General features: G+C 71.7%; 13 protein-coding genes. 6 read left to right on the forward strand and 7 right to left on the reverse strand.

Annotation, left to right across the window (positions count from 1 at the left end; all coding sequences use genetic code 11):
- Nucleotides 1-110 precede the first annotated feature (110 nt).
- On the reverse strand, nt 111-1,613 hold the full coding sequence (locus ACU6WY_RS06350; RefSeq protein ID WP_483821604.1) for an HNH endonuclease signature motif containing protein: 1,503 nt from the start codon (nt 1,611-1,613) through the stop codon (nt 111-113).
- A 71-nt stretch (nt 1,614-1,684) separates the two neighbouring features.
- Nucleotides 1,685-2,419: an exonuclease domain-containing protein gene (locus ACU6WY_RS06355; protein ID WP_483821605.1), complete on the reverse strand. Its 735-nt coding sequence runs from the start codon at nt 2,417-2,419 to the stop codon at nt 1,685-1,687.
- Between the two features lie 108 nt (nt 2,420-2,527).
- Between ACU6WY_RS06355 and ACU6WY_RS06360 the strand changes: the two genes are divergently transcribed.
- Entirely contained in the window at nt 2,528-3,424 is an 897-nt protein-coding gene (locus ACU6WY_RS06360; protein WP_483821606.1) for an alpha/beta fold hydrolase, read from the forward strand.
- Here the strand turns inward: ACU6WY_RS06360 and ACU6WY_RS06365 are convergent.
- Nucleotides 3,381-3,944, reverse strand: coding sequence for a CGNR zinc finger domain-containing protein (locus tag ACU6WY_RS06365; protein WP_483821607.1), 564 nt, complete (start codon nt 3,942-3,944; stop codon nt 3,381-3,383). The two genes, ACU6WY_RS06360 and ACU6WY_RS06365, sit on opposite strands and share 44 nt — an antisense overlap.
- A 71-nt stretch (nt 3,945-4,015) precedes the next feature.
- Here ACU6WY_RS06365 and ACU6WY_RS06370 point away from each other — a divergent pair, with 71 nt between their 5' ends.
- Nucleotides 4,016-5,008 (forward strand): EamA family transporter, encoded by a 993-nt coding sequence (locus ACU6WY_RS06370; RefSeq protein WP_483821608.1) that lies wholly within the window; start codon nt 4,016-4,018, stop codon nt 5,006-5,008.
- Nucleotides 5,009-5,027: 19 nt separating this feature from the next.
- On the opposite strand, the gene ACU6WY_RS06375 is transcribed toward ACU6WY_RS06370, so the two are convergent.
- Entirely contained in the window at nt 5,028-5,501 is a 474-nt protein-coding gene (locus ACU6WY_RS06375; RefSeq protein ID WP_483821609.1) for an Lrp/AsnC family transcriptional regulator, read from the reverse strand.
- Between the two features lie 187 nt (nt 5,502-5,688).
- On the opposite strand from ACU6WY_RS06375, the gene ACU6WY_RS06380 reads away from it, so the two are divergent.
- On the forward strand, nt 5,689-6,153 hold the full coding sequence (locus tag ACU6WY_RS06380; protein ID WP_483821610.1) for a MaoC family dehydratase: 465 nt from the start codon (nt 5,689-5,691) through the stop codon (nt 6,151-6,153).
- A gap of 16 nt (nt 6,154-6,169) precedes the next feature.
- On the opposite strand, the gene ACU6WY_RS06385 is transcribed toward ACU6WY_RS06380, so the two are convergent.
- Both ACU6WY_RS06385 and ACU6WY_RS06390 read right to left on the reverse strand, forming a co-directional pair.
- On the reverse strand, nt 6,170-6,757 hold the full coding sequence (locus ACU6WY_RS06385) for a histidine phosphatase family protein (RefSeq protein WP_483821611.1): 588 nt from the start codon (nt 6,755-6,757) through the stop codon (nt 6,170-6,172).
- Nucleotides 6,758-6,800: 43 nt separating this feature from the next.
- Nucleotides 6,801-7,649, reverse strand: a complete 849-nt coding sequence (locus ACU6WY_RS06390) for a Sir2 family NAD-dependent protein deacetylase (protein WP_483821612.1) — start codon at nt 7,647-7,649, stop codon at nt 6,801-6,803.
- Nucleotides 7,650-7,767: 118 nt separating this feature from the next.
- Between ACU6WY_RS06390 and ACU6WY_RS06395 the strand changes: the two genes are divergently transcribed.
- Both ACU6WY_RS06395 and ACU6WY_RS06400 read left to right on the forward strand, forming a co-directional pair.
- Nucleotides 7,768-8,970 (forward strand): amidohydrolase family protein, encoded by a 1,203-nt coding sequence (locus ACU6WY_RS06395; RefSeq protein ID WP_483821613.1) that lies wholly within the window; start codon nt 7,768-7,770, stop codon nt 8,968-8,970.
- Nucleotides 8,971-9,031: 61 nt separating this feature from the next.
- On the forward strand, nt 9,032-9,838 hold the full coding sequence (locus ACU6WY_RS06400; protein WP_483821614.1) for a TrmH family RNA methyltransferase: 807 nt from the start codon (nt 9,032-9,034) through the stop codon (nt 9,836-9,838).
- A 26-nt stretch (nt 9,839-9,864) separates the two neighbouring features.
- Here the strand turns inward: ACU6WY_RS06400 and ACU6WY_RS06405 are convergent, their stop codons facing one another.
- Nucleotides 9,865-10,725, reverse strand: coding sequence for an SGNH/GDSL hydrolase family protein (locus tag ACU6WY_RS06405; protein ID WP_483821615.1), 861 nt, complete (start codon nt 10,723-10,725; stop codon nt 9,865-9,867).
- A gap of 341 nt (nt 10,726-11,066) precedes the next feature.
- Here ACU6WY_RS06405 and ACU6WY_RS06410 point away from each other — a divergent pair, with 341 nt between their 5' ends.
- A complete protein-coding gene (locus ACU6WY_RS06410; RefSeq protein WP_483821616.1) occupies nt 11,067-12,983 on the forward strand; it encodes a DEAD/DEAH box helicase in 1,917 nt (638 codons plus the stop codon).
- Nucleotides 12,984-13,011: the final 28 nt, after the last annotated feature.

A 13,011-nucleotide genomic window follows, 5' to 3' on the forward strand; every position in this document is an offset into this window, starting at 1 on the left:
GCGCATTACGGTGGACCAAGAGAAGGCCTCCACTTCGGTGACGTTAGACACCACCAATCGTGGAGGCCTTCTCCCTATCCGAGTGTCACCAACGTGCCGACCGAGTACATCTAGAACGGTGGCGGATCGGCCCCGACTTCGGTGCCCAGGGGAGAGATCCAGCGGAGGTCGCCGCCGTCGGAATCTCGAGAGGGGCGCCAGAGCGTCTCATGCCGGATGCGATGGTGGTGGCGGCACTCGGGTTCGAGGTTCTCGTCATCGGTGCCCCCGCCCTCGCTCCACGCCCTGAGGTGGTCGAGGTCGCACTCCCGCGCGGGACGACCGCACCCGGGAAACACGCACGTCGGGGAGGTGACGCCGAGCCAGCGCCGCAGCGCGGCGGGAACGCGGTAGGTCGACCGATCGAGTGCAACCGGCACACCCGTGACGGGGTGGGTGAGCACTCGGATCCACGAGGATGCCTCGCCCGCCAGGCGCCGAGCGGTGTCGAGGTCGATCGGGCCGTAGCCGTCGAGGGTGGCGGGCTCGGTGCCGGCGCCGAGAAGAGTCAGGGCGGGGACGGTGATGACGACGGTTGCGCGCCCGCGCCGGGGGTCGGGGATTGCACCTGCGGCCGACCCTCCTGACGCACCCGCGCGGCCGCTGTCGGATCCGGCAGTGTCTTCCGGGGCACGCCGTGCTCCGCGGCCGGCCGCGACCACATCGGCCGTGAGCAGGTCGGCGAACACATCGGCCCGGAGCTCGGCGAGCGTGCGCTCCTCGTCGGGCGCGGTGCGCAGGTGCCGGGCGGCGCGATCGACCTGTGCCATGGCGGCATGGGCGCGATCGGCGGGAAGAAGGGCGGTCAGCGTGGCCATGCCGTCGAGCTCCGGCGTGAGCCAGACGCCCCGGTCTCGCGCGGCACGGCGGTGCCGCACTTCGAGCGACTCGGCGTGCACCCTCTCGCGCAGGGCGCGCGCCGAGACGGCGAACCGCGCGGGGGTCAGACGGAGGGCACGTTCGCGGGCTCCCTCATCGAACAACGCCCAAGAACGCGGCTCGTCGGGAAGCGACGCGGCGAGACGGGCGGTCTCGACCGCGTGACGCTCGGAGACCCACCCGGCCGTGAAGTCGCGCCACAGGCGTGGACACCGGGACTGGAGAACCTCGGCATGAGATGCCCGTGCGCGCACGGTCTGCTCCGAGAGTCTGAGGCGCACCGCGATCTCGGCGACGGCCGCGCGCTCGGCCATGTCGCGGCGGTCTCGCCGTACCGCGGCGACCGTGCGCCCGCGCACATCCGACCAGGCGAGATCGAGCGTCGGATCGGGACCGACCCACGGGATCGGATCGAACGCCGCATCGCGCAGCACACGCTGGATGAGGCCGTACTCGGCGGCCGTCGCCCGATGGTGTTCGGCGGCTCGGTTCTCGAGGTCATCGAGGAGAGCGTCGAGAGAGGAGGCCGCGGGGCTGTCCTCAGCCTGCTCCGTCTCACCGCCGTCGAGCAGGCCGAGCTCGACCGCCCACGCGGTGTCGGCCTCTGTCTGTGTCTCGTCGTCGGTGGGCCACGGCACCCCGCGCCACGGATCGGCCGGTTGCGACCGGTCGTTCAGCGGTGCCGTGATTCCCATGTTCGAACACTAACGAGGGGTTCCGACATCGCCCCGGCGGGGGAGCCGGACGGGCAGGAGGGCGGGCACGTTCAGCGGATCGGCCAGGCGCCATCGAGCGGGGGAGCCGTGGCATCCAGCCGCCCGATCGCGACGAAGTACTCCGTCAGGCTCGCCGCCTGCGCGCGTGCCCACGCGATCTGGCTCGTGTGGAGTTCGACGGCGGTGGCCGGCAGCACCGAGCCGAATCTCTCGGCGAGCGCGAGAGCCAGGCGCCCCGCGGCGACCGCGTCGGCGCAGGCTTCGTGCGCCGCGTCGAGCGGAACGGCGTAGTGCGCCGCGACATCGGTGAGCGTGCGCTTTCCGCGGCGGTACCGGTCGTAGGTCTTGTCGACTACCAGTGGGTCGATGACCGGCGAGGGGGCCTCGATGGGAGGGATGCCATGACGCCGCGCCTCGTGCTTGAGCATCGAGAAGTCGAACGGGGCGTTGTAGGCCACGACCGGAATGCCGGCCGCGAACAGTGCGCGCAGCGCGTCGACCACCTCGGCGACGACCGCGCGGGCGGGCGCGCCCTCGGAACGCGCGCGCTCGGTGGTGACGCCATGGATCGAGGCCGCGCCCGCGGGGATCTCGACCCCGGGGTCGGCGAGCCAGTCGCGCGCGTCGACGACGCGGCCGTCGGCGTCGAGGACCCCGACGTGGGCGGTGACGATGCGATCGTTCACGACGTCGACCCCGGTGGTCTCGAGGTCGAACACCCCGACCACGCGTGCCCACTCGGGGATCTGAAAGAGCGGGAGCGGCTCGGCCTGCCACAGGGTCATGCGCACATGCTAGAACGGGGCTCCGACACGGCCGCGGAGGCTCTCCCGGTAGCGCCCTCCGAAAGCCCCCCGAAGCCGCGATCCGCGCCCCTCTCGTAGACTCGACGGATGCCGAACCCCTACGCCGCGCTGCTCGCCGAGATCCCGGTCCAGCGGCGCACGGCCGAGATCCTCGGCGGCACGACGGCGTACTGGACCTACGGCGAGGAGGCCGCCGAGACGACGATCGTCGCGGTGCACGGGTTCCGCGGTGAGCACCACGGCCTCGAGCCGGTCGTGGCGCACCTGCGTGGCATCCGGGTGATCTCGCCCGACCTGCCGGGCTTCGGTGAGACGGCCCCCCTCCCGGGGCGCGCCCACGATCTCGACGGGTATGCCGCGTGGTTGCGGGCGTTCGTCGAGTCCGTCGCGCCGGGTGCGGTGGTGCTTGGGCACTCGTTCGGGTCGATCGTGTCGGCCGCGGCCGTCGCGCAGGGCCTTGCGACGCCGAAGCTGATCCTGGTCAACCCGATCGGCGCTCCGGCCCTCGAGGGCCCGCGCGGCGTGCTCACCCGACTCGCCGTCTTCTACTACCTCGCCGGCGCGCGGCTTCCCCGCCCGCTCGGCGATGCCCTGCTGCGCAACGGTGTCATCGTGCGGGTCATGAGCGCCGCGATGGCCAAGACACGCGACCCGGGCCTGCGCCGCTTCGTGCACGAGCAGCACGACACCTATTTCTCGCGCTTCGCCGACCGCGATGTGCTGCACGAGGCGTTCGTCACGAGCGTGTCGCACGACGTGCGTGAGTTCGCGCCGCGGATCGCCCAGCCGACCCTGCTGGTCGCGGCCCAGAAAGACGACATCACGCCCATCGAGGCCGAGCGGCACCTCGCGACGCTCTTCCCGCGCGCCGAGCTCGTGGAGATCCCCGACGTGGGGCACCTCATCCACTACGAGACGCCGGCCGCGGCGGCATCCGCGATCACTCGCTTCCTGCGCGGGCCCTCCGCCGGCGATACGCGTTGACGTTCATGCGGTTGCCGCAGTTGCCCGCATCGCAGTAGCGCTTCGAGCCGTTCTTCGAGAAGTCGATGTACACGCCGTCGCAGTCGTCGGCGTCGCACACCCGCACCCGCGCATATTCGTCGGCGCGGATGACGTCGACGAACGCGAGCGCGGCCTCGACGAGCATCCGGCGGGCGAGGGGCTCGTCGGGGTCGCTGGCGTGGATGTGCCAGTCCATGTCGTCGTGGCGCGCGAGCTGGGGGAGCGCGCGACCATCGGCGAGCATGGCGTTGACCAGCGGCACGGCGGCGTCGCGATCGACGCGCCACAGATCCCACAGACGACCTCGGATGCCGCGGACCGCCGCCAGCTCCCGGGCGTCGTGCGTGCGCGAGCCGGTGTAGCCGTGGCGCTCCGTGAAGGCCTCGAGTTGATCGAGGTCGACCAGAGAGTCGACACCGCTCGTGTCGGTCTCGGGGAGGGTGTTGACCAGCTCGACCGTGGCGCGGAGGACGAGCTCGGTGTCACGGATGAAGACCATGTTGACTCCTGACAGTCGGAGGCTCTACTGTCACGAGTGTAAACGCATTTCACCCCTGACATCGGAATCGCATGACCACTTCCTCCGTCACCCTCCCGCGGCCCACGCGCCGCGGCTCCGGCGCCGCCACGGGTCTCGTGATCGCGCTGGCGTCGGCCCTGGCGTTCTCCTCCAGCGGCCCGTTCGTCAAGCCGCTCCTCGACGGCGGCTGGTCGCTCGGCGCGGTGCTGCTGGTGCGCATGGGGCTCGCCACTCTGGTGCTCTCGCCCGCGCTCGTTCGGGCGATGCGTCGCCAGCCGCGCTTCCTCCGGCGTCACGGACTGCTCATCGTCGCGTTCGGTCTCACCGCGGTGGCGGGCTGCCAGCTCTTCTACTTCGCCGCGATGCAGCGGATGCCGGTCGCCGTCGCCCTGCTCATTCAGTACATCGCCCCCGTGCTGCTCGTGATCGCGGTGTGGGCGCGGACGCGCCGCGCGCCATCGGCGCTCGTGCTCGTGGGCTCGGTCGTGGCGATGGTCGGTCTCGTGCTCGTGGTCGACATCAGTGGCGCCCGCTTCGATCTGCTCGGCACGGTCTTCGCCCTGTGCGCCGCGGTGTGCGCGGCGGCCTACTTCGTCATCGCCGCACGCGCGGGCGATGACCTCCCGCCCCTCGCCCTCGCTGCCGGCGGCCTGCTGACGGGGACGCTCCTCATGGGGATCCTCGTGCTCACCGGCATCCTGCCCTTCGCCGCCCCCTCGATCACGGTGTCGCTGCTGGGGATGGAGGTTCCCGGCATCCTGCCCCTGCTGTGGGTCGGTGGCGTCGCGACGACGCTGGGGTACGCGCTCGGGGTCATCGCCGTGCCGCTCATCGGCTCGCGGCTGGCGTCGTTCGTCGGGCTCAGCGAGGTGCTCTTCGCGCTCGGCTTCGCGTGGCTGCTGCTGGGCGAGACGCCGGCACCGGTGCAGTTCGTCGGTGGGGCGCTCGTGCTCGCCGGCGTCGTGCTCGTGCGTCTGGATGCCACGGGGCCGGTGGAACCGCGCACCGAGACCGCGAGCATCCCGGTGGTGCCCGCGCCCTGACGTGATCGGTGGCGCGGGGTCAGTCGACGCGCCGGAGCAGATCCATGAGCGGACCCACCCGGTAGCCGATCACCTCGCCCATCACGAGCGAGGTCTCGGTACGTTCGACGCCCTCGATGGACAGGATGCGCGCATCGGTGTCGAACAGGTGCTGGGTATCGCGGCACGCCACCCGCACGAGCAGGTCGACCGGGCCGCTCATGCCGTGCGCCTGCAGCACCTCGGGGACCTGGGCGAGCGCCTCGCGGATCGCGGGGAGTTCGGCCTGGCGCACGGTGACCTGCAGGAACGCCTCGATCGGGAAGCCCAGCGCCTCGGCCGAGAGCGTGCGCTCGTACGACAGGAACGCCCCGTTCTTCTCCAGGCGGCCCATGCGCGCCTGCACGGTGTTGCGCGAGAGGCCGAGCTTCTCCGCGAGCGCGACGACGGTGGCACGCGGATCGCGGGACAGGGCGCGGAGGAGGTCGAGGTCGACCGCGTCGAGCTTGGTCATGATGCGAAACAGTAGCAGGAGTCGCGGGGGAGCGATGCGCACATTGCTTTCTCTGTACCACTGCTCTTGAGCGCCCTGCCCTGTCCGTTCGCGAGCAGGGCCCGCGTCGGTCACCGGGAAATTCCTGGCCCGCCCCTCGAGGTCGATATCCCGGGTCTCGGAGCTCCCCGGGGAGTACGGTTACCGCATGATCGAGCAGCGCGGCTTGTATGTGGAGGAATTCGTCGTGGGTGAGCGGTACGCCCACCGACCGGGGCGCACGGTGACCGACGCCGACAACGTGCTGTTCACGACCCTGACGATGAACGCGCAGGCCTTGCACCTGGATGCCGACTATGCGGCGACGCAGCCCTTCGGCCGGCCCGTGGTGAACGCGATGTGGACCCTCTCGACGCTCGTCGGACTTTCGGTTGCGCAGCTGACGCAGGGGACCCTCGTCGCGCAACTCGGACTGACCGACGTCAGCTTTCCCGCTCCGCTGTTCGTCGGTGACACCCTGACGGCCGAGACCGAGGTGATCTCGGTGCGTCCGTCGGTCTCGCGCCCGGGGCAGGGCGTCGTCGTGTTGGCGCACACCGGCCGGTCGCAGAACGACGAGGTCGTGGCGACGGCGACGCGGACGGTGCTGATGCGGTCGTGTGACTCGGTGTGAGCGGGCGGAGAATCTCTCAGCTCGCGACGCCGGCGTACGCGAGCATCTCCCACGCCTCGCCGTCGAGGCGGAAGACCGTCGCGGAACAGTTGGGCAGCCGTTCGCCGACGCGGGGGAACGCGCCGTCGGTGGCGTGCATGATGACCTCGCGGATGAGGGCTCCGTGCGCCACCGCGATGACATCGACATCCGCGGGGGTCTCGGCAATGACCTCGGCGATCGCGGCGAGCGCTCGTGTCCGCACCTCGGGCCACGCCTCGGCACCCGGCACGGCGGCGGCGTGCCACGGGCCATAGGCCTCGGCGAAGGTCGTGGCATCCATGCCCTCGGCGTCACCGTAGGAGCGCTCGCGGAGTCCCGGCATCCTCCGCGCGACCGTGATGCCGATCGCGTCGGCGATCACGTCGGCGGTTTCGGCGGCACGGGAGAGGTCGCTCGACACGACGCGCACCTCCCTCCCGACGGCGTCCGCGGCCAGGCGCGCGGCCACCTCGCGGGCCTGAGCGCGCCCGGTGTCGTTGAGGGGGATGTCGGTCGAGCCCTGAATGCGTCCGCCGGCATTCCAGTCGGTTTCGCCGTGGCGCACGAGGGTAAGGATCGTCACGAGTCGAGCCTAGCCCGCGCTCCCCGGGGGAGTCCTGCGGGCGTCACGCCAGGAGCGGCAGTCGCTCGGCGAACGCCCGGAGGACGTCGGTGGTGCCACCGTCGATCTTCACCGCAGCACGCTGGTCGGCCCGGGTGGCGCCGCGATTGATGATCACGACCGGCAAGCGGCGTCGGCGCGCCCGCTCCACCAGGCGGATGCCGGAGTTGACCACGAGCGACGACCCGGCGATCACGAGGGCCTCGCTCGTGTGCACGAGCTGCTCGGCCTCGCGGAACTTCTCGACGGGGATGTACTCGCCGAAGAAGACCACGTCGGGCTTGAGCGTGCCCCCGCACACAGAGCACACCGGCACGATGAACCCGTCGGCCGATGCGGGCGCCACGTCGCCATCGGGCCCGAGCTCGACGTTCTCGGGGAGGGTGATCCAGGGGTTGTCGGCCTCGACGCGCGCGGCGAGATCGCGGCGGTCGAACACCTGGCCGCAGTGCAGGCAGCCCACGCGGCGCATCGTGCCGTGCAGCTCGACGACGCGATGGCTCCCGGCGCGCACGTGCAAGCCGTCGACGTTCTGCGTGACCACGCCGTTCGCGATCCCCGCGCTCTCGAGCGCGGCGAGCGCGCGATGGCCGTCGTTGGGCTCGGCGGCGGCGAACACTCTCCACCCGAGGTGGCTGCCGACCCAGTAGCGGCGGCGCGCGTCCGCGCTGGTGAGGAACTGCTGCGCCGTCATCGGCGTGCGGGTCGGTGCCCCCTTCCCGCGGTAATCGGGGATTCCCGAATCGGTGGACACCCCCGCACCCGTGAGGACCGCTAGACGGCGCCCGGCCAGCACCTCGACGGCGTGATCGATGGATGCCAGGGTCTCGGCATCCTTCGTCGTGTCGGTCATGCACACCTCCGTCGGGTCGAGTCTAGGACCGGCGGCGGACACCCTCGCCCGCGCGCGCACGACGAGCGGGCCCTGTCGAGCCCGTGGCGTGCGCGGGTGGGCGACGGATAATGAGGCGATGCGCTCCACACCCCCCGTGCCCTCGCTCGAGATCACCGCGCTGCGGCGCGTGCGCCCCTGGGGAGGCGACCCCGTCGACATCGACATCGAGGGCGGACGCATCTCCCGCATCGGCCCCGCCGCCGCCCATCCCGTCGGCGTGCGGGAGTTCGACGGACGCGGCCTGCTCGCCCTCCCGGGCATCGTCAACGCGCACGCCCACGTCGACAAATCGTGGTGGGGCCTGCCGTGGCAGTCGTCCGGCGGTGATGCCTCCGTCGAGGGTCACATCCGGCACGAGCGCGCTCAGCGCGACGCGCTCGGCATCCCGTCCGCTGTTCGCGCGGCCGCGGTGCTGCGCGAACTGGTTCGCCACGGCACGACCGCGATCCGCACGCACGTCGACGTCGACCCGGAGATCGGGCTGCGCGGTATCGACGCCGTCGAAGGCGCCGCCGCGGCGTACGGGGGTGCGCTCGACGTACAGATCGTGGCGTTCCCGCAAGACGGCGTGCTGCGCCGGCCCGGGGTGCTCGAGTTACTGCGGGAGGCGGCCGGCCGCGACAGCGTCCGGTGGATCGGCGGCCTCGACCCGGCGACGATCGACCGCGACCCGGTGGGACAGATCGAGGCCGTGCTCGGCGTGGCGGCCGACACGGGCACGGGGGTCGACATTCACCTGCACGACCCCGCCGACCTGGGCGCGTTCCAGATCGAGCTCATCGTGGACCGCACGGTGCGCCTCGGCCTCCGGGGACGCGTGAACATCGCCCACGGGTTCGCCGTCGCGCAGCTCGATCCCGCGCACCGCCGCGATCTGCTCGCCGCGATGGGGGAGGCGGGCGTCAGCATGACCACGGTCGCACCGCTGCGCCTGCCGCAGCTGCCGTTGGCCGAACTCGACGCGGCCGGCGTCCGGTTGGGGCTTGGAACCGACGGCATCCGTGACCTGTGGAGCCCCTACGGCACCGGTGACACCCTCGGCACCGCGGCGCAGTACGCCCGCGCCGGGGGTCTCGTGCGCGATGACGATCTGCTGCGGGTCGTGCGGCTCGCGACCAGCGCCGCGGGGTGGGCCGTGGGGCGCGAAACTCACGACCTCGTCGAGGGCGCCCGGGCCGACGTCGTGCTCATGGATGCCGAGAACCCGATGGACGCCCTCGTGCGCCAGCCCGAGCGCGTGCTCGTGGTCGCGGGAGGGCGCGTGCTGCACGTGGCGTGAGGCCGGGCGCGTCGGTTCGGCGGGCGGGCACGCTCCCGGCCGCGCCTGGCAGAGTGGGACGATGCCCGTCCTCCCGCTCGACTCCGCCGACGACCCGCGCCTGGCCGACTACCGCGACCTCACCGACGTGTCCCTGCGGCGCGTCAGCGAGCCCGCGGGCGGTCTCTACATCGCTGAGTCGGCGAAGGTGCTCGACCGCGCGCTCCGCGCCGGGCACCGTCCGCGTTCCGTGCTCGTGCAGGAGAAGTTCCTCGCCGACGCCCTCGCACTCGTGGGCGAGGATGCCGAGATCTACGTCGTTTCCGCCGCGATCGCCGAGCAGGTCACCGGGTACACCGTGCACCGGGGGCTTCTGGCATCCATGCACCGACCCGTCCTGGCCCCGGTCGCCGACGTGGTCGCGGGCGCGCGGCTCGTCGTGATCCTCGAAGACATCGTCGATCACACCAACGTGGGAGCCGCGTTCCGCTCGGCCGCCGCGCTCGGGGCCGACGCGGTGCTCGTGACCCCGCGCTGCGCCGATCCGCTGTACCGGCGGAGCGTCCGGGTGAGCATGGGCACGGTGTTCCAGGTGCCGTGGACGCGGCTGCCGGAGTGGCCCGAGGCGAAGCCGCTGCTGCATGACGCGGGGCTCCACCTCGCGGCCCTCGCGCTCGCCGACGACGCCGTGACGCTCGACTCCTTCGCCGCCGCCGGGCACGAGCGTGTCGCCCTGCTCATGGGCGCCGAGGGCGACGGTCTGAGCCGCGGGGCGCTCGCCGCGGCCGACACGGTCGTGACGATCCCGATGGCCGGGGGAGTGGACTCCCTCAACGTCGCCGCGGCGAGCGCCGTGGCGCTCTGGGAGTTGGGGCGCGCGCTGCGCTGAGACGCGTGGCGTCGGCGACCGGGGCCTCAGACCTGCGTCCCGCGGGGGGCCGTGGCATCCTGCCCCGGGGCGAGGGTCACCACGGGCAGCGGATCGGGTCGCTTGGGGAGGATGTGATCGCCCGAGGACTGGTGACGCAGGCGTCGAAGCACCCAGGGCACCAGGTACTCGCGTGCCCACACGAGGTCTTTCTCGCGCGCGGCGCGCCACGTCGTCGCCTTCAGCGCCTCGGGCTGCATGGGCTGAAGGTCGTTGGGGACGTTCAGCGCGCGCAGCACCATGCGCGCGACCTCGTGGTGCCCGAGGGAGTTGTAGTGCAGACGGTCGTCATCGAAGAAGCGCATGTCTTGCACTTCTTTGAGGCCCCACTGGTTCGCCACGATGCAGTCGTAGCGGTCGGCGATCGAGCGGATGTTCTCGTTGTAGATCGCGACCTTGCCCCGGATGCCGCGGAAGACGGGCGTGAACTCCGTGTCGATGCCGGTGAAGACCACGACCGTGGCGCCGCCGCTGCTCAGTCGGACCACCGCATCTTCGAACTGCTGGGCGACGGCGTCGGGATCGGACTTGGGGCGGATGACGTCGTTGCCGCCGGCCGAGAAGGTGACCAGGTCGGGCTTGAGCGCCAGGGCGGGCTCGATCTGCTCGGCCACGATCTGACCGATGAGCCTGCCGCGCACGGCGAGGTTGGCGTAGGCGAAGTCGCCGACCTGGGCGGCCAGCACTTCGGCGACGCGGTCGGCCCAGCCGCGGTGACCACCGTCGGGCAGAGGGTCGCCGATGCCTTCGGTGAACGAGTCGCCGAGGGCGACGAACCGGCGCCAGGGGTGCGGGCCGGGGTTGTCGGACGCGGACGGGACGCCGGGCGAGTGCGGGTCGAGTGTCATCGAAACCTCCGCTCCCAGGCTAACGCGGGGCTCCGACAGGGCAAGGGCGCCGTCCGGCGGGGGTGCGCGCGCGCGTGCTGCGGGGGCGGCGCCGCGACCGGTCCCCTCCCCGTCGATAAACGGCATCCACGCCGAGAAACGCGGTGGCGCGCCGTGTCTGGGCGTGAATCGCGTTTATCGCTGGTGGGGAGGCGGAACCGTCCCTACCCCGGCGCTGGTGGGGTGGCGGAACCGTCCCCACCGCGGCGCCGGTGGGGCGGGGGAACGCTCCACAGTGCGGCGCCGTGGCCCGGCCCGGTGACCTATCGTTGATGTTCGCGCTCGCGAGGGATGGAGGTTCGATGCTGCAAGACGACACCGGCACTTCGCCCCTCTCCGACACGCCCGACGGCACGCCGCCGTTCGATGTCGAGCCCCGCGATTCCGACGGCACCGAGCCCCACTTCGGAAGCTTCGCCGCCGAGCACCTGTCGCCGTCATTCCCGCAGCGCGCCCCGTGGGGAACCGCGCAGCGCCTGCGCGCGTGGCAGGCCGAGGCGCTCGACCAGTACTTCGGCCTCGACGGACCCGACGGCGAGGGGAAGGGCCCGCGCGACTTCCTCGCCGCCGCCACCCCTGGCGCCGGAAAGACGACCTTCGCTCTGCGTCTGGCGAGCGAGCTCATGCGCCGCCGGGTCGTCGACCGCATCGTCGTCGTGGCCCCCACCGAGCACCTCAAGACCCAGTGGGCCGAGGCCGCCGCTCGCGTGGGCATCCGTCTCGACCCCTTCTTCTCCAACCGGCACGCCACGCCCTCGCGGCAGTACCACGGCGTCGCGGTCACCTATGCCCAGGTCGCGGTCAAGGCCGAGGTGCACCAGCGCCTGACGATGGATGCCAGAACCCTAGTGATCCTCGATGAGGTGCACCACGGCGGCGACGCGCTCAGCTGGGGTGATGCCCTGCGCGAGGCGTACGGCCGCGCGACTCGGCGCCTACTGCTCTCGGGCACGCCGTTCCGCAGCGACACCGCCCCCATCCCGTTCGTGGAGTACCACCCGAACGACAAAGGCATCCGCCTCTCGCGCACCGACTACGCGTACGGCTACCGCCGCGCCCTTGACGACGGGGTCGTGCGTCCGGTCTTCTTCCTCGTCTACGCCGGGCAGATGCGGTGGCGCACCAAGGCCGGCGAAGAGATGGAGGCCCAGCTCGGGCAGGACAACACCAAAGACATCACCTCCCAGGCCTGGCGAACCGCGCTCGACCCCAACGGCGACTGGATCCCCGCGGTCCTCCGCTCCGCCGACCGGCGGCTCACCGAGGTGCGCGAGACGGTCCCCGATGCCGGGGGTCTGGTCATCGCGACCGATCAGACCGCGGCGCGCGCCTACGCCACGATCCTCGAAGACATCAGCGGCGAGAAGGTCACGGTCGTCCTCTCCGACGAAGCCGAGGCCTCGGGCCGGATCGAGACGTTCTCGAAGGGCACGAGCCGCTGGATGGTCGCCGTCCGCATGGTGTCCGAGGGCGTGGACGTCCCGCGCCTTGCCGTCGGCGTGTACGCCACGAGCGCCTCGACGCCGCTGTTCTTCGCCCAGGCGATCGGCCGTTTCGTGCGCGCCCGGCGCCGCGGTGAGACCGCCAGCGTGTTCCTCCCCAACGTCCCGCCGCTGCTCGCCCTCGCGGGCGAGATGGAGGCTCAGCGCGACCACGCCCTCGATCGCGACAGCGACGCCGAGGATCAGTGGAACGCCGAAGAAGACATGATGGATGCCGCCGAGCGCGAGGACAAAGCCTCCGACGCGCTCGAGCAGGAGTTCGAGTACCAGGCTCTCGGCTCACTCGCCCACTTCGACCGCGTGCTCTTCGACGGACAGGAGTTCGGCCAGCTCGCGGTGCCCGGAACCGTGGAGGAAGAAGAGTTCCTCGGCATCCCGGGTCTGCTCGAACCCGAACAGGTGCACGAGGTGCTCATGTCGCGGGCAACGCGGCAGTCCCGGCACCGCTCCACGCGTGAGGCCAAAGAGAAGGAGAGCGGCCAGGAGCCGCCGAGCGTCGACGAGGGCGGCCTGCCACAGCCGCTGCACCGAACGCTCAAAGAGCAGCGCCAGCTGCTGAACAGCCTCGTCGGGCTCTACGCCCGCCAGACCGGCGAGGCGCACGGTCTCGTGCACGCCGAGCTGCGACGCATCTGCGGAGGCCCCGCCGTGTCGCACGCCACCGTCGCGCAGCTCCAGGCGCGCATCGAGGTGCTGCGCAAGCGCGTGCGGTCCTGACCCGCCGCGGGGGACGGTTTCGCGGCCC

This window comes from Microbacterium sp. ZW3a (assembly GCF_057167165.1).